Below are 21,655 nucleotides of genomic sequence, written 5' to 3'. Positions count from 1 at the left end.
GACCTCGGCGGACGCCCCGGGCACCGGAGGGTCACTGAAGCAGGCCGCCGAGCACGCCGCCCTGCTGCTGGGAGCCGCTGCCGGCCACCGGAGGCTCCTCCGAGGGCTGGACCACGACGAAGCCCTGACCGGCGAAGCTCATCGTGAACGCCTCACCGGTGCTGCGGCCGAGCAGGGTGCCGAGCCCGAGCTGCTCGGCGCGGTGGTAGCCGGTCTGGAGGTTCGCCGACCAGCAGACCGCCGCCTGCGGGTCCACGTACGTCGGCGCGTCCACGTTGAGCACGACCGGGGTGCCCTTGGTGGTGATGGCGATCCGGCCGTGGCCGGTGAAGACGCAGTTGAACAGGCCGGACGAGGACGCGAAACCGGCGCCGCCGACCATCTTGATGTCGTACTGGAGCGTCGAGTCGAACGCCAGCACGCTGGAGCCGTTGATGGACAGCGCGTCGCCCGGCTCCAGGTCGATGACGTGCACGTCCTTGGCGAAGTCGGCGAGGAAGACGTCTCCGCGCCCGGAGACCTTCATCAGCGGCACGCCCTCACCGGTGAGCCGCTGCTTGATGAACTTGCCGATGCCGCCCGAGCCGAGGGCCTGGAACTGCACCTGCCCCTGGTAGGCGACCATCGACCCGACCCGGGCCATCGCCTCGCCGTTCAGCTCGATCTTCAGCATCTTGGAGTTCTGCAACCGCATGCCCGGCTGCTGGGACTCCTTCTCAAGGTTCTCCGCGGAGAACAGCGCGCTGCGCATGGGTTTTCCTCCTGCATCAGGATGTGCCTGATCCGCAGGTTAGGGGACCGGCGCAACCGGCGGGATCAGCCGGGCGGGGACGCGCCGGAGGCCGGTCAGCCCCAGCCCAGGGCGTGCAGGCGCTCGTCGTCGATGCCGAAGTGGTGGGCGATCTCGTGCACCACGGTGATCGCGACCTCGTCGACGACGTCGTCGTCGCTGTCGCAGATCGCCAGGATCGGGTTGCGGTAGATCAGGATGCGGTCGGGCAGCACACCGGAGTAGTCCCAGCCGCGAGAGGTGAGCGCGTGCCCCTCGTACAGGCCGAGCAGATCCTCGCCCGGCGGCGGGTCGTCCTCCACCAGGATGACCACGTTGCTCATCAACCCGAGCAGTTCCTCGGGCACCTCGTCGAGCGCCTCGCCGACCAGTTCCTCGAACCGGTCCCGGCTCATCTCCACGGCCACGCGGCCCGGTCACTCCCTCCGGATCGGGCACACGGCACGGCGAGGGCGTCCCGCAGGACACCCCCGCCGTGCCGTACGCGATGTCAGGCCAGACGGGCGTTCAGCGTGATCTGCGCGCCCGGCGACAGCAGCCGGGAGATCGGGCAGTTCTCCTTGGCCGCCTCGGCGAGCTTGGTGAACTCGGCCTGGTCGATGCCCGGAACCTGGCCCACGGTCTCCAGGTCGATGCGGGTCACGGTCATGCCGGCGTCGGTCTTGTCGAAGTGCACCTTGGCGGTGGTCTCCACCGCCGTCTCCTGGGCGCCGGCGTCGGCGAGCTGCTTGGAGAGAGCCATCGAGAAGCAGCCGGCGTGCGCGGCGCCGATCAGCTCCTCGGGGTTGGTGCCCTCGCCCTCCTCGAAGCGCGACTTGAAGGAGTAGTTGCCGGACAGGCCGCCCTTGCCGGTGCGGACGGTGCCGGACCCCTCGGTGAGGTTGCCCTGCCAGCGAGCGGATGCGGTACGGATAGGCATGGCACCGACGCTAACCGAAAGCGGGCCGCCCCGCACCGGACCTCGGGTCGCGGTCCCGGCCGCCGGGAGCGGGCTGTGCCATGATTCGACGCAGGCCCGCGTACGGGAAGGGTGGCCATGTCGCAGGATCTCCCCGTTCCCCGGCAGGACAAGCGAATCCCCATGCAGGACAACCGGTCCGACGACACCACGATCGTCGAGTGGGGCGACGCCGAGCCGGAGTCGCCCGGCCGGGCCGGGCGCTCGCTCGCCGCGCTGGGCCGGGACCGCCGCCTGCCGCCCGTGCTCACCGGGCTCGGCGCGGTCGCCGCCATCGCCTCGCTGATCGGTGAGTGGCTGGCGATCACGGTGCCGGCCGAGACCCGGGGCGACGACGCGCCCACCCGGCTGACCAGCGGCATCTCCGAGATCGGCGGGTTCGGTACGGCGTACCTCGTGGGCCTGCTCGGGCTGTCGGTCGCGGTGGGGCTGGCACTGCGCGGCGCCCCTGCGGTACGGCAGCACGCCCGGCTGGCCGGGCTGGGTCTCGCGACGGGCGTGCTCGGGGTGCTCGTCGCGACCGCCGCCTCCCTGGAACAGCTGGCCCGGCGCATCCTGTTCTTCGTCGGTGAGCAGCGGCTGGAGGTCGAGCACGGACGCGGCCTGGTCAGCGGGTTCGTCGCCGTCGCGCTGCTGGCGGCCGCGCTGCACCTGGCCGGCCGGGCGGCCGGCGGGGCGCCCACCGACGGGGAGCCGGACGACGACCGGCCCGACCGCCGCCGCCGCCGGACGGACGAGGACGACGTACCCCCGGCCCCGGCGGACCTGACGGTGCAGCCCACAGTGCCGTTCGCCGGTCCCGAACGGCCGTACTGAACCAGGTCCGGCAGCGCGTCCGGCGGCCACCGGAGCTTCGCCGCCGATTCGCCGGAAAGCCGTGGTTGCCGCCCGTTCCGCGAGATACGGTTGCTGCCCGCCGTCCCATGGTCGCGGCACCGAGGACCTGGTCGGCCGGCGTGACGGCGGCGGGCGAAGGAGGAACCATGACCCGCCCGGGACTGCCCAAGCTGATCGCCACCGACCTGGACGGCACGCTCGTCCGCAGCGACGAGACCGTCTCCGCGTACACCCATCGGGTGCTGGACCGGGTGCGGTCCGCCGGGATCCCGGTGGTCGGCGCGACCGGCCGCGGACCGCGCCTGACCGAACTCACCCGCAACGACATCCGGGCCGCCGACTTCCTGGTGATGGCCGGCGGCGGCCGGGTGGTGGACCAGAGCGACCCGGAGGGGCCTCTGGTGCTGCGGGACGAGCGGCTGCCCGGCGAGGTGCTGGCCCGGATCCTCACCGACCTGGAGGCCGCCGTCGGGCCGCTGACGGTGATGGTGGAGGCGTCGGACGAGCACGACGCGCCGCTCTGGGGCGACTACCACCCGAGCTGGCCCTACCCGGACCGGTTCGAGGCGCGCAGCCGGGTCGAATGCCTGTCCTGCGACGTGATCAAGGCGTTCGCGCGTACCACCGACCACCACGTGGACGAGCTGCTGGCCGCGGCACGGGCGATCGTGCCGCCGGACGTGGCGACGCTCACCCAGGCCGGGCTCGGCTTCATCGAGATCTGCCCGCCCCACACCGACAAGGCCAGCGGGCTGAGCGTCATCGCCGAGCGGCTCGGCGTGGACCCGGCCGACGTGCTGGTCTTCGGCGACCAGCCCAACGACCTGCCGATGTTCGACTGGGCGGGATGGGCCCGGGTGGCGGTGGCGAACGCCCACCCGGAGGTGCGCGCCGCGGCGGACGAGATCACCTTGCGCAACGACGACGACGGGGTCGCGGTCTACCTGGACCGGCTACTCTCCCGGTGATGGAAGATCCACCTCGGCTGGTCGCCTCCGACATCGACGGCACGCTGCTGCGCGACGACCGGACGCTCAGCCCGCGTACCGCCGCGGTGCTGGCCCGCATCAACGCCGCCGGCACGCCGGTGGTCCTGGTCACCGGCCGTCCGATCCGCTGGCTCCAGATGGTGTACGAGCAGCTCGCCGAGCCGCTGCCGGCGATCTGCGCCAACGGCGCGGTGGTGTACGACCCGGTCACCGACCAGGTGCTGCGGGCCGACCCGCTCGCCCCGGAACTGCTGGCGGAGGTGGCCCGGCGGCTACGCGCCGAGGTGCCCGGGGTGAGCTTCGCGGTGGAGATCGTGGACAGTCGGCAGATGCGGCACGAGGCGCACTACCCGCTGCGCTGGGACGCCGACCTCGACGCCATCCGGGCCGTGGAGTCGCCCGAGGAACTGCTGGCCGCGCCCGCGGTGAAGCTGCTGGCGCGGGCCGGTGAGCAGGACCCGGACGTCTTCGTGCGGGTGGTGGCGGGCGCGCTGGAAGGGCTGGCCGAGGCGACCCACTCGTCGTACAGCGGGCTGATCGAGATCTCGGCGGCCGGCGTGACCAAGGCGGCCGGTCTGGCCTGGTACGCGACGCGGCTGGGCATCGACGAGCGGGACGTGCTGGCCTTCGGCGACATGCCCAACGACGTACCGATGCTGGCCTGGGCCGGACGGGCGGTGGCCGTCGCCAACGCCCACCCGGCCGTGCGGGAGATCGCGCACGAGGTCACCGGGCCGAACACCGAGGACGGCGTCGCGGCGTACCTGGAGAAGGTCTTCGGGGTGGACTGACCGGCCGGGGCGCGTGACGCGCCCCGGCCCGCGAGTCACAGGTACTGGCCGGGCGCGTGGCCCTCGCCGCCGGGCATCCCCGGCATGCCCGGGATCACACCGCCCGGGCCGCTCGGCAGCGCCTGGCGGCCGGAACGCATCTGCTCCAGCTGGACACGGGCGGCCATCTGCTGGGCCACCAGCGCGGCCTGGATGCCGTGGAACAGCCCCTCCAGCCAGCCCACCAGCTGGGCGTGCGCGATGCGCAGCTCACCCTCGCTCGGCGCCTGCTGCTCGGTGAACGGCAGCGAGATCCGCTCCAGCTCCTCGCGCAGCTCGGGGGCGAGGCCCTCCTTCAGCTCGACGATCGAGCGCTCGTGGATCTCCCGCATCCGGTGCCGGCTCGCGTCGTCGAGCGGCGCCGCCTTCACCTCCTCCAGCAGCTGCTTGATCATGCTGCCGATCCGCATCACCTTGGCCGGCTGCTCGACCAGACGGGTCGGGTCCTCGCCCTTGCCCTCGTCGGTCTGCACCGTGCCGACCGGGCGGCCGTCCGGCCCGACCACCACCACGGTGCCGGGGATGCCATCGTTGCCGTGTTCGTCGTCGTGTCCGCCGGAGTGCGCTTCGGTCATGGCACCCATCTTTACCCACGCCGACCACGTGCACGCGGCCGGACCTCCGGGACGCTACCGTCGCCGCATGCTCTCCGACCCGCGCGAGGTGCTGACCCGCCCGTCCCCGCCCCCGGACGCCACGGTCTCCTACGGCGACCACCCGGACCAGTGCGCCGACCTGCGCCTCCCGGCGGGCGACGGGCCGCCCCGGCCGCTCGTGGTCGTGGTGCACGGCGGCTTCTGGCGGGCGGAGTACGACCGGACCCACACCGGCCCGATGGCGGCGGCGCTCGCCGCGCTCGGTCACCCGGTCGCGCAGATCGAGTACCGGCGGACCGGCCGGCCGGACGGAGGCTGGCCGCACACGCTCACCGACGTCCGCGCCGGGATCGCCGCGCTGCCGGAACTCGCCGCCGCCGCGCTGCCCGGCCGGGTGGCGCCCGTGCCGCCGATCCTGGTCGGTCACTCCGCGGGCGGGCACCTGGCCCTGTACGTGGCCGCGCACGCCCCGGAGACGGTCGGCGGAGTGCTCGCGCTGGCGCCGGTGGCCGACCTCGCGCAGGCGTACCGGCTGGACCTGGACGGCGGGGCGGTGGCCGCGCTGCTCGGCGGCGGCCCGGACGACGTGCCGGACCGGTACGCGGCAGCGGATCCGTCGGAATTCGTACCCACGCAAACACGCACGGTAGTCATCCACGGCGATCAAGATGTCCAGGTTCCGGTCGCGATCAGCCGGTCCTGGGTGGCCGCAGATCAGGCCGCCGGAGGCTCGGCCACGCTCGTTGAGCTGCCCGAATGCGAGCATTTCGGGCTGATCGCGCCGGGCTCCACCGCATGGCCCCGGGTGGTCGAGGCGTTGCGGTCGCTTCACGATGATCTTCCGGGCATTGACGCAGCGTCGTCGACCAGGTAGAACGCCGGAGGGGTGTGCACCATGGCCACCCCGTCGGGAAGGAAATCGGTGGCACAGATGAACCGCAGGCGGGCGCTGCAACTGCTGGCCGCGCTGGGTACCACCGGACTGGCGGCGGGTTGCGGCTCCGGGGACGACGACGGGGAGCAGACCGGATCCGGCAGCCCGATCAAGGTCGGGATGATCGTGCCCGGCAGCGGGGCGAACAAGGCCATCGGCGACGAGATCACCAACGGCTTCCAGCTCTTCCTCAGCATGCGCGGCCAGCAGATCGCCGGCCACCCGGTCACGCTCGTGACCGCCGAGGAGGGCGAGACCGCCGCCAGCGGCAAGGCCGCCGTCGACCGGCTGCTCTCCGAGGGCGTGCTCGCGCTCACCGGCGTGGTCAGCCCGACCGTGATGACCGGCATCAAGGACGCGGTCGAGGAGGCACGGGTGCCCCTGCTGGGCTCCAACGCCTCCCCGTCGACGCTCCAGGGCGTCGTCTACATCTGGCGCACGTCGTACGTGCTGACCGAGCCCGGCGAGGCGCTCGGCGAGTACCTGCGCCAGAAGCTGGACGCCTCCAGCCGGATCGCCATCTTCGGCACCCGTGGCCCGGGCAGCCAGGACGTCATCGAGGGACTGCGGCGCGCGTACGAGCGGGGCCGCCGGCTCACCGAGGAGCCGATCTTCACCGACGACGACCCCAACCCCACCCGGTCGCTCTACTCCGGGCCGATCCGCAAGGCGCTCGGGCGCAAGCCGGACGCGGTGTTCTGCCACTACTCCGGCACGCAGGCCGTGCAGTTCGTCAAGCAGCTCTACGCCCAGGGCTACCGGGGACCGATCTACGCCCCCGGATTCCTCACCGAGGGCGCCGCGCTCGACCAGCTCGACGACGGGGAGAAGGGCCGCGAGCGCAGGCTGATCCAGTCGTACGGCATCGAGACCGCGCTGAACTACTCGGCCGACCTCAACAACACCGCGAACCGGATCTTCGCCTCGGCGTACCGGAAGACGTTCAACTCGGCGCCCACCACGTACGCGATGGCCTCCTACGACGCCGCGCTGGTGCTGGACAAGGCGATCCGGCTGGCCGGTTCGAACCCCTCACCGCAGCAGGTCAACCTGGCGCTGGGCAAGGTCGGCCAGGTGGACAGCCCGCGCGGCACCTGGCAGTTCAACCAGACCCGTACGCCGCAGCAGAAGTGGTACCTGCGGCGGGTGCAGACCGACGGCCGGCTGCTCTCCAACGTCGTGATCAACGAGCTGGCGACGCTGGGCTGACCGGCCCCCGTACACGCGCAAGGGCGGTCTCCCACCGGGAGGCCGCCCTTCGCGTCGAGGCGTGGCTCAGTGCCGCAGCTCGGCGATGCAGCACTTCACGCTGCCACCGCCCTTCTTCAGCTCGGCCAGCTCCACCGGGACCGGGTGGTAGCCGGCCGCCTTCAGCTTGCCGGCGAGCCGGGTCGCCTCGTTGTTCAGCACCACGTTGAGCCCGTCGCTGACCAGGTTCAGGCCGAACGCCAGCGCGTCCTCGTCGTCCGCGACGATCGCGTCCGGGAAGAGCTGGGCCAGCACCTTCTGACTGGCGGCGGAGAAGGCCCCCGGGTAGTAGACGACGTTCTCGTCGTCGATCGAGGCCAGCGCGACGTCCAGGTGGTAGAAGCGCGGGTCGACCAGGTGCAGCGAGACCACCGGCCGTCCCAGCGCCTCCTGCGCCTCGGCGTGCGCGGCCGGCTCGGTCCGGAAGCCGTACCCGGCGAGGATCAGGCCGCCGTGCGCCTCCGGCAGGTACGCGAAGTCGCCCTCACCCTCGTTGGTCTCGCTCGGCGCGATGAACCGCCAGCCCTGCTCCTCGTAGAACGCCCGGTGCGCGGCGGCCTCGGCGGACCGCTGCTCGTGCTTGAACCGGGCGCCGTAGACGGTGCCGTCGACCACGAAGGCGCCGTTGGCCGCGTAGACCATGTCCGGCAGGCCCGCCTCGGGGGTGAGCAGGTGCACCTCGTGGCCCAGCCCGACGAGCGTCTCCCGCAGCCGGTCCCACTGCTTGACCGCCAGGTCGGCGTCGACCGGCGTGGTCACGTCCATCCACGGGTTGATCGCGTACTCGACCGTGAAGTGCTCGGGCGAGCACATGAGATATGTCCGCTTTCGCGAGACTCGCTGCTGGTTCACGGTCACCAAGAGTAGGTACGGTACAACTTTGGTAACAGCCACAAGCATTGCTTCCCGGGAGCAGAACGTTGCAGATAGACGCGGTCGACCAGCGAATCATTGCGTTACTCGTCGCGGATGCTCGCGCGTCGTACGCGGACATCGGCAGCCGGGTGTCACTCTCCGCCCCCGCCGTCAAGCGACGGGTCGACCGTCTCCGATCCGCCGGGGTGATCCGGGGATTCACCGCCGTCGTCGACCCGGCCGCGGTCGGCTGGACGACCGAGGCGTTCGTGGAGCTGTTCTGCGCCGGCCGGACCACCCCGGCGCAGATCGGCGCCGCCGCCCGCCGGCACCCCGAGGTGGTCGGCGCGTACACCGTCTCCGGCGAGGCGGACGCGCTCGTGCACCTGCGCGCCGCGGACATCTCCCACCTGGAGGAGGCGCTGGAACGACTGCGCGCCGAATCGTTCGTCACGTCGTCCCGCAGCACCATCGTGCTCTCCCGGCTGGTCGAGTCCCCCGGCGTCGGCCCATCCACGCCTTGACCTCAACCTCGCTTCATGTCGTGCACTGACACCGGTGACCGGCGAGAGGCGAGGGGGCGGTATGCGTGCGGTGTGGCTGCGGGAGTTCGGCGGACCGGAGGTGCTCGTGCCCGGGACGGCACCCGACCCGGCACCCGGACCGGGCCAGGTGCTCGTCGACGTGGCACACGCGAACATCACGTTCGTCGAGACGATGTTCCGGGCCAGCGGCTTCGGGCCGTTCGGCGCCGAACTGCCGGTGATCCCCGGTAACGGGGTCGGCGGCACGATCACCGGCCTGGGACCGGGCGTCGACCCGGCGCTCGCCGGCCGCGTCGTGGTCACCGCCACCGGCGGCACCGGCGGGTACGCCGAGCGCGTCGTGGTCGACCAGGGCGCCCCGGTCGCCGTACCCCCGGGGTTGGCGCTCGACGCGGCGGTGGCGCTGATGGCCGACGGCCGGACCGCCCTGATGCTGGCCCGGGCGGCCGGGCTGCGGCCGGGCGACCGGGTCCTGGTCGAGGCGGCGGCCGGTGGCGTCGGATCGCTGCTCACGCAGCTGGCGGCGACCGCCGGCGCCACGGTGGTGGCAGCGGCCGGCGGCGCCCGCAAGGTGGACCTGCTCCGCGCCGCCGGCCTCGACGTGGTCGTCGACTACCGGCAGGCCGACTGGACCGACCGGGTCCGGGACGCCGTGGGCGCCGTCGACGTGGTGTTCGACGGTGTGGGCGGGCCGCTCGCCCGGGAGGCGTTCGACCTGCTGGACCCCGGCGGGCGGATGCTCAGCTTCGGGCTGGCCGGCGGCGCCTGGGCGGACATCCCGGCCGAGTCCGCCGCCGCACGCGGGGTGACGCTGCTGAGCCCCCGGCCCGGCCCGGACGAGCTGCGCGCCCTCACCGAGGCGGCACTCGCCGAGGGCGCGGCCGGGCGGCTGCGGCCGCTGATCGGGCAGCGCTTCCCGCTGGAACGGGCCGCCGCCGCGCACGCCGCGATCGAGGCCCGGGAGACGGTGGGCAAGACGCTGCTCGACGTACGCTGATCCGCGTTCAGAGGTACATGCCGGTGCGGTGCTCCTGCGCCCGCGCCGGCTTGTCGCCCTCGCCGAAGAAGCGCTTGCCGCCGAACTCGCCGTGCAGACGGTCGTCCAGCTCATCGGCGAGACCGGTCATCACCTGCACCGCGAGCATCAGGTGGGTGGCCTGGAAGTTGCGGCCGAAGACCGGGATCGAGGCCCAAACCGTGTCGTCGGCGCAGTAGAGCCGGCCGATCGGCATCCGGTTGGTCAGCTCGGAGAGCTTCACGTAGAGGCGCTCGGTCGGCTCGACCTCGGTCAGCACCGGCGAGAAGACGTCCACCAGCGGCGGGTTGTCGCGTACCCGCACGAAGACCATGGCCGAGCCGGCCCGGATGTTGATGTCACCGTCGGAGTCGACCTGGAGCTGGTCGGACGCCGACTTCAGCATGGTCGACACGACGGTGCGGACCCGCTCCTCCAGCGCCAGCACGTCGTTCTCGCCGGACTGCGCGGCCGCCGCCGCGGCCAGCGCCTCGTCCAGGTCGGCCTCGACGTCACGGTCCGGGCCGAACTCGCTGCGGGCGGTACCGAGCGGTTCCACCGGCAACGCCTCGCCCTCGGCGTCGTGCACCAGGTAGACGAGGAAGGCCGGATGCGGGGCGCCGTAGACGTCCCGCAGCGTCCGGGACAGCACTGCGGCCAGCCGGGTCGCCTCGTCGGTGCCGCAGTGCAGCCCGAACTGCTCGCCGGAGCCCGGCACCACACCCGGCGGTGACCAGCCGAGCGCCACCATGTCGGCCACCGCCGCGCGGTCCAGCCGGTAGCCCTGCGGCAGCGTGGCGTTGCCCACCGCGCGGGCCGAGAGACGCCCCTCCTCGCCCGCGTCCACGCTCACCGAGTAGACGGCGTCCCCGGTGCCCGACGCGGTCGGGTCGAGCGTGACCTCCAGGTGCCCGCCGGAGGGCAGTCCGCGCAGCCGGTCCGCGAGCGACCGGGCGAACTCCCGCCAGGCCTCGGTGACCTTGGCCCGCAGATCGGCCGTGGTCGGCTCGTCGAGCAGGATCGACTCGTGGTGCTCCGGCGCGCTGCCGGTGGCGTGGTGCTCCGGCGTGCCGCCGGCAGGCTCGTCGACCGGCGCCGAGGGGTGGTCTGCCGTCATGATCGCCTCCGTCCGTTGACGCCACCCTACCCACGCGCCGAGGGGACCGAATCCCGCGCGAGGCGCTAATCCCCAGGCGTGGAACCGCCCAGGTCCACCGGCCAGGAACCGGCCAGCGCACTGAGCCGCTCGGCCGCCACGGCCGGGTCCGCGCCGCGCCCCACCGCCAGCCCCAGCAGGTACGCGGTGACCGGCGCACCCGGCCGGACCACCTGATGGGCCACGTCCCGGGCCACGTCGAGCACCGTCGGCACGGGCACCCCCGCCGGGTCCAGGTCCAGTTCGGCGCAGACCGCCGTGACCCAGTCGTCCAGCACCGTCATCTCGTCCACTCCTCCGCCCGGCGTACGTCCTCGTCAGTGTCGCAGTCGAACCAGGGCGGCGGCCCCGAGCCGGACCACGACACCTCCCGTACGGCGAGGCCGGCCAGCAGCCCGCGCACCGGCGCCCCGTCGAGCGAGCCGCCCCGCGTCGCGGCGAGCCGGTCGAGGGCCGCTCGCAGGACCGGCAACCGCCAGACCGCGCAGAGCTGCTGGCGGCGGCCGTCCCCGTCCACGTAACAGGCGAGCGCGGCGGACCGACCGTCCAGGGTCTCCCGCCAGGCGGCGGCCGGTGCGTCTTCCGGCCCGGCGGCTGCCGCTTCCGGCCCGGCGGCTGCCGCGTCGAGCGCGGGCGGCGGGTCGTCGCGGGAGTGACAGGCGGCGAGCGCGCGTCGCAGCTCGGCCACCGCTGCGGTGGTGAGCAGCGGCAGGTCGGCGGCGAGCAGGGCGACAGTCGTCGTGCCGGGATCGAGCAGCGCCAGCCCGGCCGCCGTGGCGGCCACCGGACCGCCCCCGGGCGGCTCTTCCCGGGTGGTCCGGACTCCCCTGGGCAGCGGGCCGGACGAGCCGACCACGATCCGCTGGTCCGCGTCGGCCACCGCGGCCAGCACCCGGTGCAGCATCGGCCGGCCGCCGACCGCGCGGGCCGGCTTGTCCACGCCGCCCATCCGCCGGGCCGCGCCACCGGCGAGCAGGATCGCCGCGTACCCCGTCACCGCCTCACAGTAGCCACGGCCACGACCGCCGCCTCCCGGCCCGGGTCGGCGCCCGGCGTTGTCCGGCGGTTTTCCGACGTTGATCGACTGCTTTTCGCCGGAGTGGTGGCATCCATGGCCCTCCGACACCGCCACTGCGCCGAACTGGCGTCGATCATCGGGCCTGGGGCCGGGGTGGGGCCGGGGTGGGTGGGTGAGGGTGGGAAGACCTGGGGCGACGTGCGGGCGGCGGGGCGCCCGGGGAGGATGGCGGCATGGGACGGGCGACGGATCGGCGTGGTGTGCTGCGGATCGACCTCGACGCGGCCGGGGACGGCCGGGGACGGATCCGGCGGCAGGACACCCTGGCCGTGGAGGAGCCGCTGGAGATCCGCGTCGGCGCGGCCGGTCCGGGCCGACGCCGGCCGCTGGCGGTCACGATGCGTACGCCCGGCGACGACCTGGACCTGGCGATCGGCTTCCTGCTCACCGAAGGGCTGATCCGGTCCGCGGAGGACGTGCACACCGCGCAACTCTGTGCTGGGGCGGAGACCCCGAACACCTACAACGTGGTCGACGTGGTGCTCTCGCCCGGCGTGCCGGAGCCCGTCACCGACCCGGCGCGCAACTTCTACACCACCAGCTCGTGCGGCGTGTGCGGCAAGGCGAGCATCGAGTCGGTGCGGACCCGCTCGCAGTTCGCGGTGCGGGACGACCCGCTGGTGGTCACCGCCGACCTGCTCGCCGGGCTGCCGGACCGGCTCCGCGCCGCGCAGCGCGCCTTCGACCGCACCGGCGGCCTGCACGCCGCCGGCCTCTTCACCCCCGACGGGGAGCTGGTCGTGCTGCGCGAGGACGTCGGGCGGCACAACGCGGTCGACAAGGTGCTCGGCTGGGCCACCCGGGACGGGCGGCTGCCGCTGGCCGGGCACGTGCTGCTGGTGTCCGGACGAGCCAGCTTCGAACTCACCCAGAAGGCGTGGATGGCGGGCGTGCCGCTGCTCGCGGCGGTGTCCGCACCGAGCACGCTCGCCGTCGAGCTGGCCGAGGAGGCCGGGATGACGCTCGTCGGCTTCCTGCGCGGGCCGACCATGAACGTCTACACCGGGGCGGCGCGCGTCGGCGGGTGACGGCCCGGGCGGCGCCGGCGTGGCGGGCGTCGGCGGGTGATCGCTCACCGGCGTGGCCGGCGTCGGCGGCGCCGCAGCACCGCACCGTCGTCGGCACCGGGCCACCCGTCCAGCGCGGACGGGGCGACTCCGCGCCGGAGCGCCTCGTCGAGCAGCACCGCGAGCGAGTAGCCGGGGTGCGCCGACAGCACCCGTTCCAGGGCGACAGCTGCCAGTGCCCCGTGCCCCGAGCGCCAGGCGGCGAACGCGAGCAGGCAGCCCGGCGCGGCGATCAGGTCCGGCTCGGCGCGTCGCAGCACGTCCGTCCAGAGGCTGATGTCCTCGTCCCGGCCGTCGGTACGGGACCAGGCGCGGTCGCGTACCGGGACGTGGGTGAGGAGCACTGTCAGCCAGGCCACCTCGTCGTCGTCCAGCCGCTCGCCGCGCCGCTGCCGGCGAAAGGCGGCTCGTACGGCTGCCGTGCCCGCCGTCCGCACCGCACGCGGCGCCGCACCCGATGCGGGGCCGTCCGCCGGAACCAGCAACTCCCCGTCCCAGCCGGCGCCACCGGCCGGAACCGGCGACTGTGCGCCCGGCCCGGAGCCGTCGGCCGGTGCGCCGCCCACCGGGCTTTCCGCCGACGGTGCGGACTGCCGTCCGGTGAGCGCGGCCAGGCGGAGACGGGCCCGACCGGTGGCCCGGCGCATGGCGAGCCGGACCGGCCCGTCGAGCGGGGACACCTGCGCGGCGAGCGCGGCCCGGTCGGGCAGGGCCACCTGACCGGCGAACACCGCCGCCGCGCTGACCTGGCTGGCGGCCGGGTCGTACGGGGTGCCCTCGGGCGGGCAGCAGGACGGCTCGGCGCACAGGTACGAGAACCAGCGGCCCTCGGTGACCCGCAGCGCGTCGAGCACGACCACCCCGGTGGCGGTCAGCGCGTCGCCGATCGCGTCCACGACACCTGTCACCCGGGCGGCCGGACCGTAGCCGACGACAGTGGCGGCGTCGGCGTCCTGCCGGGCCACCACCTGCGCCAGGTGCCGGGCCGCCGGGCCGGGGTCGGCTCCCGGTGCGGGCAGGTCGCCACGGGCGGCGAAGACGACGCGCCGGCCGCGTACGGCGACCACCACGACGCTGTCGGCGGGATGGAAGCCGAGCAGATAGGGCACGGCCGCGACCATGTCGGCCGGCGAGCGGACGGAGAGGCGCGCTGGCTCGGTGGAGTTCATGCCGAGAGCCTGGGCGGTCGCGGGCCGCCACGTGCGCCCCTGTGGACGACACGCGGTCCGTCCACAGATACGGAGCGTATCGGCCCAGCTCAGCGGCGATCGGTGGCGTCGCTCGGCACACGGATGTCCGGGGTAACCGCTACCTTGCGCTCATGGACCTGGCGTACCTGCGGGCACACCCGGAGCACCTGCCGACCTTCCTGACCCACCAGCGGATCCGGGAGACCCCGGTCTCCGGCGGTGACATCTGCGCGGCCTCCCGGCTGACGCTCGACGACGGGCACTCGGTGTTCGCCAAGACCTGGCCGGAACGGGCGGCGCGTCCGCTGCCGGAGGGCTTCTTCGCCGCCGAGGCGGCCGGGCTGCGCTGGCTGCGCGAGGCCGGCGCGGTCCCCGTACCGGATGTGCTCGTCGCCCTGCCCGACCTGCTGGCGCTCGACTGGGTGGAGCCCGGCGAGCCGACGCCGGAGGCCGCGGAGGCGTTCGGCCGCGACCTGGCCGGGCTGCACCGCGCCGGGGCACCAGCGTTCGGCGCGGACCGGCCCGGGTTCATCGGCGCGCTGCCGCAGGACAACACGCCCGACCCCGGTCCCTGGCCGGACTGGTTCGCCCGGCGCCGCCTCCTGCCCTACCTGCGCATGTCGGTCGACGGCGGCGCGCTCGACGACGCCGGGGCGGCGCTCGTCGAGCAGGTCGTCGACCGGATCGGCGAGTTCGGCGGTGACGAGCCGCCAGCCCGGCTACACGGCGATCTCTGGCCCGGCAACCTGCTCTGGGGCGCCGACGGCCGGGTCTGGCTGGTCGACCCGGCCGCGCACGGCGGCCACCGCGAGACCGACCTGGCGCAACTCGCCCTGTTCGGCGGCCCGCCGCACCTGGACCGGATCATGGCCGCCTACCGGGAGGCGTGGCCGCCGGCCGACGGGTGGCGGGAACGGGTGCCGCTGCACCAGTTGCATCTGCTGCTCGTACACACCGCGATCTTCGGCGCGGCGTACGCGGACGCGGTGCGCTCCACCGCCCGTGCCGCCCTCCGGGGGCCCGACCGCGCTACGGTCGACAGATGAGCGCCCCCCGGACGAGCGACGGCGTCCTCGCCGACCGGTACGGCCGCGTCGCCCGGGACCTGCGGGTCTCGCTCACCGACAAGTGCAACCTGCGCTGCACGTACTGCATGCCGGCCGAGGGCCTGCCCTGGCTGGCCGGGCCGCAGCTGCTCACCGACGACGAAATCATCCGGCTGGTGGGTGTCGCGGTGTCCCGGCTGGGCATCACCGAGGTGCGCTTCACCGGCGGTGAGCCGCTCATCCGCCCGGGCCTGCCGGGCATCGTGGCGGCGGTCGCCGCGCTCACGCCCCGGCCGCGTATCTCGCTGACCACCAACGGCATCGGCCTGGCCCGGATGGCGCCGGCGCTGCGCGCCGCCGGGCTGGACCGCGTCAACGTCTCGCTGGACACGCTGGACCGGGACCGGTTCACCGCGCTGACCCGCCGCGACCGGCTCGCCGACGTGCTCGCCGGTCTGGCGGGCGCGGCGGACGCCGGGCTGACCCCAGTGAAGATCAACTCGGTGCTCATGCGCGGCACGAACGACGACGAGGCGCCCGCGCTGCTGCGGTTCGCGCTCGCGCACGGCTACGAGCTGCGGTTCATCGAGCAGATGCCGCTCGACGCCCAGCACGGCTGGGACCGCTCGACCATGGTCACCGCCGACGAGATCCTGGCCTCGCTGCACGCCGCGTTCACGCTGACGCCGGACCCGTCCGAGCGGGGCGCGGCACCGGCCGAGACGTGGCTGGTGGACGGCGGGCCGGCCCGGGTCGGGGTGATCGCCAGCGTGACCCGGCCGTTCTGCGGCGACTGCGACCGCACCCGGCTCACCGCCGACGGCCAGGTGCGCAACTGCCTGTTCGCCACCGAGGAGTCGGACCTGCGCGGCGCGTTGCGCGCCGGCGCGGACGACGAGGAACTGGCCCGGCGCTGGCGCGCCGCGATGTGGGCCAAGCGGGCCGGGCACGGCATCGACGACCCGACGTTCCTCCAGCCCGCGCGCTCGATGTCCGCGATCGGAGGCTGAGGGTGGAGCTGACCGTCCGCTACTTCGCCGGCGCCCGCGCGGCCGCCGGACGATCCGAGGAGACCGCATCCGCCGGCCGGTCCCTGGACGAACTCCTCGATGACCTGGCCGCCCGGCACGGCGAACGCCTCGCGGTGGTGCTGAAGGCGGCGAGTTTCCTGGTCGACGGCGTGGCCTGTCATGATCGACGGGCACTGTTGCCGGCCGGGGTGACGGTGGACGTGCTGCCGCCCTTCGCGGGCGGCTGAGGGGGACACACGTGCTGGCCATGGCGACATTCCTGGGCTTCGTCGTGCTCGTGATCGGCCTGATCCACTTCTACCTGTGGAAGCGGCTGGTCCGGGACACCACGCGCCCAGGGCGGTGGCGCCGGGCCGGTGGCGTGGCGATCGCGGCGCTGGCGGTGCTCGTACCGGTGACCATGGCCGGCACCCGCAGCGGCTGGTACTGGCTGGCCTGGCCCGGATACCTCTGGGTCGCGCTCATGTTCTACCTGCTGGTGCTGCTGCTGGTGCTGGAGGTGCCGACCGCTGTGGCCCGGCTGGTGCTGCGTCGCCGGGCCCGCTCGGCGGTCGCCGCCGGCCCGGAGCCCGAGCCCGCACTCGTGGGCGCGGCGACGGCGGACGGCGCGGCCCCGCCGCCGGTCGACCCTGCCGACGCGCCGCCGGCCGGAACCCACGCGCCGGACCACGACCCCTCCCGGCGGCTGCTGCTCGCCCGCGGAGCGGCGATCTTCGCCGGGCTCACCGCCGCCGGAGTCACCGGGTACGGCGTCCGCACCGCGATGGGTCCGCCGCAGCTCGACCGGGTGCAGATCCCGCTGGCGAAGCTGTCCCGCAGCATGGACGGGCTGCGCATCGCCACCGTCTCCGACATCCACCTCGGGCCGCTGCGCGGGCGGGCACACACCGAGCGGATCGTCGCGATGATCAACCGGATGGACGCCGACCTGGTCGCCGTGGTCGGTGACCTGGTCGACGGCACGGTGGCCGAGCTGGGCACGGCCGCCGAGCCCTTGCGTGACCTGCAGTCCCGGTACGGCAGCTTCTTCGTCACCGGCAACCACGAGTACTACTCCGGCGTGGAGGAGTGGATCCGCGAGGTGGACCGGCTCGGCCTGCGCGTGCTCCAGAACGAGCGGCAGGAGATCCAGGCCCGGGGCGGCGTGCTGGACCTCGCCGGGGTGAACGACGTGAGCGCCGCCGGCACCGGGGCGGCCGCACCCGCCGACTACGCCGCCGCCCTCGGCGACCGTGACCCGAGCCGGCCGGTCGTGCTGCTGGCGCACCAGCCGGTGGCCGCGCAGGAGGCCGCGAAGTTCGGCGTCGACCTCCAGCTCTCCGGGCACACGCACGGCGGCCAGATGGTGCCGTTCAACCTGGCGGTGAAGCTCGAACAGCCGGTGGTCTCCGGCCTAGGCGAGGTCGACGGCACGAAGGTCTACGTCACCAACGGCGCCGGCTTCTGGGGCCCGCCGGTGCGGGTGGGCGCGCCTCCCCAGGTGACGCTCGTCGAGCTGCGCGCTCAATAGCGTGCATGGGCCGCCGAGTCCAGCACCGCATTGCTCAGGTCACCCGTACGCGTGGCGACGGGCGGGCGGGGGACCGGACGTGACAGGATGCGGCGTGCCTCCGTTCAGCGCCGCACCCCCCGGTGGCCTCCCGCCGTACGTCGCGGATCTGCACATCCACTCGAAGTACTCCCGCGCGTGCAGCCGTGACCTGACCCTGCCGAACCTGGCCTGGTGGGCCCGGCGTAAGGGCATCGGCGTGCTCGGCACCGGCGACTTCACCCATCCCGCCTGGTACGACCACCTGCGCGAGACGCTGCACCCGGCCGAGCCGGGCCTGTACCGGCTCTCGCCCGAGGCGGAGCGGGACGTCGCCCGGCGGCTGCCGCCCCGGCTCGCCAGTGAGGCGGAGGCGGACCCGGTCCGGTACATGCTGAGCGTGGAGATCTCCACGATCTACAAGCGCGACGACCGGACGCGCAAGGTGCACCACCTGATCTACCTGCCGGACCTGGACGCGGTGGCCCGGTTCAACACCGCGCTGGGCCGGATCGGCAACCTCGGCTCGGACGGCCGGCCGATCCTCGGGCTGGACTCCCGTGACCTGCTGGAGATCACGCTGGAGGCGAGCCCGGACGGCTACCTGGTGCCCGCGCACATCTGGACGCCCTGGTTCTCCGCGCTCGGCTCGAAGTCCGGCTTCGACGCGATCGCCGACTGCTACGCCGACCTGGCCGAGCACATCTTCGCGGTGGAGACCGGCCTGTCGTCCGACCCGGAGATGAACTGGCGGGTCGGCAGCCTGGACCGCTACCAACTGGTGTCGAACTCGGACGCGCACTCGCCGCCCGCGCTGGCCCGGGAGGCAACCGTCCTGACCGCCGCCCGCGACTACTTCGCCATCCGCGAGGCGCTGCGTACCGGCGACGGGCTCGCGGGCACCGTGGAGTTCTTCCCGGAGGAGGGCAAGTACCACGCCGACGGGCACCGCCTGTGCGGCGTGAACTGGTCGCCGGAGCGGACCCGCGAGGCGGGCGGACGCTGCCCGGAGTGCGGCAAGCCGCTGACGGTTGGCGTACTCAGCCGGGTCGAGGAGCTGGCCGACCGCCCGGCGGGGCACCGTCCGGCGCACGCGCGCGAGGTGACCCATCTGGTGCCGCTGGCCGAGATCCTGGGCGAGCTGAATCGGGTCGGCGCGCGGTCGAAGAAGGTCGAGGGCAAGCTCAACGAGCTGATCGCCGCGCTCGGCCCGGAGCTGGAGATCCTCACGCGTACGCCGGTCGAGGAGATCGGCCGCGTCGGCGGCGAGCTGCTCGCGGAGGGCATCGGCCGGCTGCGCCGCGGCGAGGTGCGCCGGGTGCCGGGCTACGACGGCGAGTACGGCGTGATCACGCTGTTCGACCCGGCGGAACTGGGCGCGTCGGGTTCCCGGGCCGGGCAGGAGACGCTGTTCGACGTACCGGTGCCCGCGCAGCGGCGGCCCGCGGAGCCGGCGCCGAAGCCGAAGGCCAAGCGCCCGGCGGCGACCCGGCCGGAGCCGAAGCGCACGCCGCCGCCCGCACCCCCGATCGCGCCGCCGCCGTCCCCGCACGAGCCGTTCGAGCCGATGCTCGCCGGAATGGAGGAGGTCGGCACCGGCCTGCTGGACCGGCTGGACGCGATGCAGCGGGTGGCCGCGTCAGCGCCGGGGGGTCCGCTGCTGATCGTGGCCGGTCCGGGCACCGGCAAGACCCGGACGCTCACCCACCGGATCGCGTACCTGTGCGCGGAGCTGAACGTCTTCCCGGACCAGTGCCTGGCGATCACGTTCACCAGGCGAGCGGCCGAGGAGCTGCGGCACCGGCTGGACGGGCTGCTCGGCCCGGTCGCCGAGGACGTCACAGTCGGTACGTTCCACTCGCTCGGCCTGACCGTGCTGCGGGAGAACGCGGCGGCGGCCGGGCTGCCGCCGGACTTCCGGATCGCCGACGACGCGGACCGGGCGGCGGCGCGCGCCGAGGCCGGTGACGACGACGAGCGGTACACGGCGCTGCTGCGCAAGCGGGACCTGGTCGATCTGGACGAGCTGCTCACGCTGCCGGTGGCGCTGCTGAAGGGCGACCGGAAGCTGGTCCGGGAGTACCGCGAGCGGTGGAAGTGGATATTCGTCGACGAGTACCAGGACGTCGACGCGGTGCAGTACGAGCTGCTGCGGCTGCTCAGCCCGCCGGACGGGAACCTGTGCGCGATCGGTGACCCGGACCAGGCGATCTACTCGTTCCGGGGCGCCGACGTGGGCTACTTCCTGCGCTTCTCGCAGGACTTCACCGACGCCCGGCTCGTCCGGCTGAACCGCAACTACCGCTCCTCGGCGCCGATCCTGGCCGCCGCCGTGCAGGCCATCGCGCCGTCGTCGCTGGTGCGCGGCCGGCGCCTCGACCCGGCCCGGCTCGACCCGGAGGCGCCACTGGTCGGCCGGTACGCGGCGAGTTCCGCCTCCGACGAGGCCGACTTCGTGGTCCGTACCGTGGACGAGCTGGTCGGCGGCCTGTCCCACCGCTCGCTGGACTCGGGGCGGATCGACGGGCGGGCCACCTCGCTGTCCTTCTCCGACATCGCGGTGCTGTACCGCACCGACGCGCAGGCCGCGCCGATCGTGGACGCGCTGGCCCGGGCGAACATCCCGGTGCAGAAGCGCTCGCACGACCGGCTGCGTGACCGGCCCGGCGTGCCGGCCATCGCCCGCGAGCTGCGCCACGCCGGTCTCGACGGTTCGCTCGCCGCCCGGGTACGCCAGGCCGGGCAGATCCTGGCCGAGCGCTTCGCCGTGCCGACGCTCGACGGCTCCGGCGCGGTACGCCCCGAGGACGTCCGCACGGCGGTGGACCTGCTCACCCCGCTGGCCCGGCGCTGCGGCGACGACCTCGACCTGTTCCTCAACCAGCTCGCCACCGGCGCGGAGGTGGACGCGCTCGACCCCCGTGCCGAGGCGGTCACGCTGCTCACGCTGCACGCCGCGAAGGGGCTGGAGTTCCCGGTGGTGTTCCTGGTCGGCGCCGAGGACGGTCTGCTGCCGCTGCGCTGGCCCGGCTCCGAGCCGGACGACGACGCGGTGGCCGAGGAGCGGCGGCTGTTCTTCGTCGGGCTGACCCGGGCGCAGGACCGCCTCTACGTCAGCCACGCGGGCCGCCGGGCCCGGCTCGGCGCGGAACGCGACACCCGCCCGTCGCCGTTCCTCGACGTGATCGACCCGGCGCTGTTCGAGCGCCTGGACGCGACCGAACCCCGCCGCCCGAAGGACCACCAGCTCCGGTTGATCTGACCGGCGCGCGTCCGGCGGGCCACGAACGCGGGCCGGGCCCCGCACCGGGGCTGCGCTGGCCCGCGCGGTTCAGGTGAGAACGGCGGCGAGCCATGCGCCACCGAGCAGCGCCGGGCCGAACGGCACCGGCGTGTCCCGGCGTACCCGGCCGGCGGCGAGCAGGACGAGCACCGCGACTCCGGCGAGCACGTGCGGCAGGAGCAGCCCGAGTCGCAGCGCCGGCCAGCCGAGCCAGCCCAGCGGCAGCCCGAGCGCGGCGGCGAGCTTCACGTCGCCGAAGCCGAGCCGGGCGCGGGGCAGCAGCGCCAGCAGCGCGTACCCGATGAAGGAGAGCGCGGCCCCGGCCACCGCGACGGCCAGGCGGCGCGGTTCGCCGGTCGCCGCTGCGGCAGCGGCCGGGCCGAGGCCGCCGCCGAGCGCGACCACGCCGACGAGCGGGTCGGGCAGCCGCAGTGCGGTCACGTCGGTGACCGCGAGGACCAGCCCGGCGGCGGCGACCGGCAGCAGCGCGGGCAGCGCCGGATCGGCCCCCCGGGCGGCGGCGAGCCCGCCGAACACCACGGCGCCGACCAGGGCGAACGCGCTCCGGCGCGGAGCGCCACCGGCCGGCACGGTGACGAACGACCGGCCGACCGGCACGGCCGCCCACCCGGCCGCCGCGCCGAGCAGCGCGACCCCCGTCACCAGCAGCGCCGACACG

23 protein-coding genes are annotated in these 21,655 nt (G+C 74.2%); 13 read left to right on the top strand and 10 right to left on the bottom strand.

Annotated elements, in window-relative coordinates; genetic code table 11:
* Positions 1-31: 31 nt before the first annotated feature.
* The 3 genes from ABIH81_RS08665 to ABIH81_RS08655 all read right to left on the bottom strand — a co-directional run bounded on the left by ABIH81_RS08665 (position 32) and on the right by ABIH81_RS08655 (position 1,709).
* Positions 32-751, bottom strand: a complete 720-nt coding sequence (locus ABIH81_RS08665) for an AIM24 family protein (RefSeq protein ID WP_064448083.1) — start codon at positions 749-751, stop codon at positions 32-34.
* Positions 752-846: 95 nt separating this feature from the next.
* Complete coding sequence (locus ABIH81_RS08660) at positions 847-1,191, bottom strand: metallopeptidase family protein (protein ID WP_349881044.1); 345 nt, start codon at positions 1,189-1,191, stop codon at positions 847-849.
* Positions 1,192-1,280: 89 nt separating this feature from the next.
* Positions 1,281-1,709 carry an OsmC family protein gene (locus ABIH81_RS08655; RefSeq protein WP_013289315.1) on the bottom strand — a complete coding sequence of 143 codons (429 nt, stop codon included), beginning with the start codon at positions 1,707-1,709 and terminating at the stop codon, positions 1,281-1,283.
* A 117-nt stretch (positions 1,710-1,826) separates the two neighbouring features.
* On the opposite strand from ABIH81_RS08655, the gene ABIH81_RS08650 reads away from it, so the two are divergent.
* The 3 genes from ABIH81_RS08650 (at position 1,827) to ABIH81_RS08640 (ending at position 4,365) form a co-directional block, all read left to right on the top strand.
* A complete protein-coding gene (locus ABIH81_RS08650; protein ID WP_349879817.1) occupies positions 1,827-2,564 on the top strand; it encodes a hypothetical protein in 738 nt (245 codons plus the stop codon).
* Positions 2,565-2,731: 167 nt separating this feature from the next.
* Positions 2,732-3,553: an HAD family hydrolase gene (locus ABIH81_RS08645; protein WP_349879816.1), complete on the top strand. Its 822-nt coding sequence runs from the start codon at positions 2,732-2,734 to the stop codon at positions 3,551-3,553.
* On the top strand, positions 3,553-4,365 hold the full coding sequence (locus tag ABIH81_RS08640; RefSeq protein WP_349879815.1) for an HAD family hydrolase: 813 nt from the start codon (positions 3,553-3,555) through the stop codon (positions 4,363-4,365). The genes ABIH81_RS08645 and ABIH81_RS08640 overlap by 1 nt, the downstream gene beginning before the upstream one ends.
* A 35-nt stretch (positions 4,366-4,400) precedes the next feature.
* Here ABIH81_RS08640 and ABIH81_RS08635 read toward each other — a convergent pair whose 3' ends face one another.
* The gene (locus tag ABIH81_RS08635; protein ID WP_349879814.1) at positions 4,401-4,988 is read right to left on the bottom strand and encodes a bacterial proteasome activator family protein; all 588 of its coding nucleotides are present in this window, start codon (positions 4,986-4,988) and stop codon (positions 4,401-4,403) included.
* Positions 4,989-5,046: 58 nt separating this feature from the next.
* On the opposite strand from ABIH81_RS08635, the gene ABIH81_RS08630 reads away from it, so the two are divergent.
* Both ABIH81_RS08630 and ABIH81_RS08625 read left to right on the top strand, forming a co-directional pair.
* A complete protein-coding gene (locus ABIH81_RS08630) occupies positions 5,047-5,874 on the top strand; it encodes an alpha/beta hydrolase (RefSeq protein WP_349879813.1) in 828 nt (275 codons plus the stop codon).
* 48 nt (positions 5,875-5,922) lie between these two features.
* A complete protein-coding gene (locus ABIH81_RS08625; protein ID WP_349879812.1) occupies positions 5,923-7,143 on the top strand; it encodes an ABC transporter substrate-binding protein in 1,221 nt (406 codons plus the stop codon).
* A 66-nt stretch (positions 7,144-7,209) separates the two neighbouring features.
* On the opposite strand, the gene ddaH is transcribed toward ABIH81_RS08625, so the two are convergent.
* Complete coding sequence (gene ddaH, locus ABIH81_RS08620; RefSeq protein ID WP_349879811.1) at positions 7,210-8,043, bottom strand: dimethylargininase; 834 nt, start codon at positions 8,041-8,043, stop codon at positions 7,210-7,212.
* A 59-nt stretch (positions 8,044-8,102) separates the two neighbouring features.
* On the opposite strand from ddaH, the gene ABIH81_RS08615 reads away from it, so the two are divergent.
* Positions 8,103-8,561: an Lrp/AsnC family transcriptional regulator gene (locus tag ABIH81_RS08615; protein WP_013289323.1), complete on the top strand. Its 459-nt coding sequence runs from the start codon at positions 8,103-8,105 to the stop codon at positions 8,559-8,561.
* Positions 8,562-8,622: 61 nt separating this feature from the next.
* Positions 8,623-9,579, top strand: a complete 957-nt coding sequence (locus ABIH81_RS08610) for a zinc-binding dehydrogenase (protein WP_349879810.1) — start codon at positions 8,623-8,625, stop codon at positions 9,577-9,579.
* Positions 9,580-9,586: 7 nt separating this feature from the next.
* Here the strand turns inward: ABIH81_RS08610 and ABIH81_RS08605 are convergent, their stop codons facing one another.
* The 3 genes from ABIH81_RS08605 to ABIH81_RS08595 form a co-directional block, all read right to left on the bottom strand.
* Positions 9,587-10,714 carry a hypothetical protein gene (locus tag ABIH81_RS08605; protein ID WP_349879809.1) on the bottom strand — a complete coding sequence of 376 codons (1,128 nt, stop codon included), beginning with the start codon at positions 10,712-10,714 and terminating at the stop codon, positions 9,587-9,589.
* A gap of 65 nt (positions 10,715-10,779) precedes the next feature.
* Complete coding sequence (locus ABIH81_RS08600) at positions 10,780-11,037, bottom strand: DUF6457 domain-containing protein (protein ID WP_349879808.1); 258 nt, start codon at positions 11,035-11,037, stop codon at positions 10,780-10,782.
* A complete protein-coding gene (locus ABIH81_RS08595) occupies positions 11,034-11,750 on the bottom strand; it encodes an NTP transferase domain-containing protein (RefSeq protein ID WP_349879807.1) in 717 nt (238 codons plus the stop codon). The genes ABIH81_RS08600 and ABIH81_RS08595 overlap by 4 nt, the downstream gene beginning before the upstream one ends.
* A 254-nt stretch (positions 11,751-12,004) precedes the next feature.
* On the opposite strand from ABIH81_RS08595, the gene fdhD reads away from it, so the two are divergent.
* Positions 12,005-12,859 carry a formate dehydrogenase accessory sulfurtransferase FdhD gene (gene fdhD, locus ABIH81_RS08590; protein WP_349879806.1) on the top strand — a complete coding sequence of 285 codons (855 nt, stop codon included), beginning with the start codon at positions 12,005-12,007 and terminating at the stop codon, positions 12,857-12,859.
* A 44-nt stretch (positions 12,860-12,903) separates the two neighbouring features.
* On the opposite strand, the gene ABIH81_RS08585 is transcribed toward fdhD, so the two are convergent.
* Positions 12,904-14,067 (bottom strand): DUF4192 domain-containing protein, encoded by a 1,164-nt coding sequence (locus ABIH81_RS08585; protein WP_349879805.1) that lies wholly within the window; start codon positions 14,065-14,067, stop codon positions 12,904-12,906.
* Positions 14,068-14,219: 152 nt separating this feature from the next.
* Here ABIH81_RS08585 and ABIH81_RS08580 point away from each other — a divergent pair, with 152 nt between their 5' ends.
* The 5 genes from ABIH81_RS08580 (at position 14,220) to ABIH81_RS08560 (ending at position 20,955) form a co-directional block, all read left to right on the top strand.
* Complete coding sequence (locus tag ABIH81_RS08580; protein ID WP_349879804.1) at positions 14,220-15,134, top strand: fructosamine kinase family protein; 915 nt, start codon at positions 14,220-14,222, stop codon at positions 15,132-15,134.
* Positions 15,131-16,144, top strand: coding sequence for a GTP 3',8-cyclase MoaA (moaA, locus tag ABIH81_RS08575; protein ID WP_349879803.1), 1,014 nt, complete (start codon positions 15,131-15,133; stop codon positions 16,142-16,144). The genes ABIH81_RS08580 and moaA overlap by 4 nt, the downstream gene beginning before the upstream one ends.
* Positions 16,145-16,146: 2 nt before the next feature.
* Positions 16,147-16,392: a MoaD/ThiS family protein gene (locus ABIH81_RS08570; protein ID WP_013289332.1), complete on the top strand. Its 246-nt coding sequence runs from the start codon at positions 16,147-16,149 to the stop codon at positions 16,390-16,392.
* 20 nt (positions 16,393-16,412) lie between these two features.
* Positions 16,413-17,675: a metallophosphoesterase gene (locus ABIH81_RS08565; protein ID WP_349879802.1), complete on the top strand. Its 1,263-nt coding sequence runs from the start codon at positions 16,413-16,415 to the stop codon at positions 17,673-17,675.
* 94 nt (positions 17,676-17,769) lie between these two features.
* Positions 17,770-20,955: a UvrD-helicase domain-containing protein gene (locus tag ABIH81_RS08560; RefSeq protein ID WP_349879801.1), complete on the top strand. Its 3,186-nt coding sequence runs from the start codon at positions 17,770-17,772 to the stop codon at positions 20,953-20,955.
* Between the two features lie 69 nt (positions 20,956-21,024).
* On the opposite strand, the gene ABIH81_RS08555 is transcribed toward ABIH81_RS08560, so the two are convergent.
* A complete protein-coding gene (locus tag ABIH81_RS08555; protein WP_349879800.1) occupies positions 21,025-21,654 on the bottom strand; it encodes an A24 family peptidase in 630 nt (209 codons plus the stop codon).
* Between the last annotated feature and the right edge of the window lies 1 nt (position 21,655).

The organism is Micromonospora sp. HUAS YX12 (assembly GCF_040215685.1).
Classification (GTDB): Bacteria; Actinomycetota; Actinomycetes; order Mycobacteriales; family Micromonosporaceae; genus Micromonospora; species Micromonospora tulbaghiae.
Note: the sequence above shows the minus strand (reverse complement) of the source record. Positions and strands in the feature narration are given on the sequence as shown.

Excerpts from the sequence above, each read along its gene's own strand:
- ABIH81_RS08665 (WP_064448083.1), bottom strand. The coding sequence starts at position 751 with ATGCGCAGCGCGCTGTTCTCCGCGGAGAACCTTGAGAAGGAGTCCCAG.
- ABIH81_RS08655 (WP_013289315.1), bottom strand. The coding sequence starts at position 1,709 with ATGCCTATCCGTACCGCATCCGCTCGCTGGCAGGGCAACCTCACCGAG.
- ABIH81_RS08650 (WP_349879817.1), top strand. The coding sequence starts at position 1,827 with ATGTCGCAGGATCTCCCCGTTCCCCGGCAGGACAAGCGAATCCCCATG.
- ABIH81_RS08645 (WP_349879816.1), top strand. The coding sequence starts at position 2,732 with ATGACCCGCCCGGGACTGCCCAAGCTGATCGCCACCGACCTGGACGGC.
- ABIH81_RS08640 (WP_349879815.1), top strand. The coding sequence starts at position 3,553 with ATGGAAGATCCACCTCGGCTGGTCGCCTCCGACATCGACGGCACGCTG.
- ABIH81_RS08635 (WP_349879814.1), bottom strand. The coding sequence starts at position 4,988 with ATGGGTGCCATGACCGAAGCGCACTCCGGCGGACACGACGACGAACAC.
- ABIH81_RS08630 (WP_349879813.1), top strand. The coding sequence starts at position 5,047 with ATGCTCTCCGACCCGCGCGAGGTGCTGACCCGCCCGTCCCCGCCCCCG.
- ABIH81_RS08610 (WP_349879810.1), top strand. The coding sequence starts at position 8,623 with ATGCGTGCGGTGTGGCTGCGGGAGTTCGGCGGACCGGAGGTGCTCGTG.
- ABIH81_RS08605 (WP_349879809.1), bottom strand. The coding sequence starts at position 10,714 with ATGACGGCAGACCACCCCTCGGCGCCGGTCGACGAGCCTGCCGGCGGC.
- ABIH81_RS08600 (WP_349879808.1), bottom strand. The coding sequence starts at position 11,037 with ATGACGGTGCTGGACGACTGGGTCACGGCGGTCTGCGCCGAACTGGAC.
- fdhD (WP_349879806.1), top strand. The coding sequence starts at position 12,005 with ATGGGACGGGCGACGGATCGGCGTGGTGTGCTGCGGATCGACCTCGAC.
- ABIH81_RS08585 (WP_349879805.1), bottom strand. The coding sequence starts at position 14,067 with ATGAACTCCACCGAGCCAGCGCGCCTCTCCGTCCGCTCGCCGGCCGAC.
- ABIH81_RS08580 (WP_349879804.1), top strand. The coding sequence starts at position 14,220 with ATGGACCTGGCGTACCTGCGGGCACACCCGGAGCACCTGCCGACCTTC.
- moaA (WP_349879803.1), top strand. The coding sequence starts at position 15,131 with ATGAGCGCCCCCCGGACGAGCGACGGCGTCCTCGCCGACCGGTACGGC.
- ABIH81_RS08565 (WP_349879802.1), top strand. The coding sequence starts at position 16,413 with ATGGCGACATTCCTGGGCTTCGTCGTGCTCGTGATCGGCCTGATCCAC.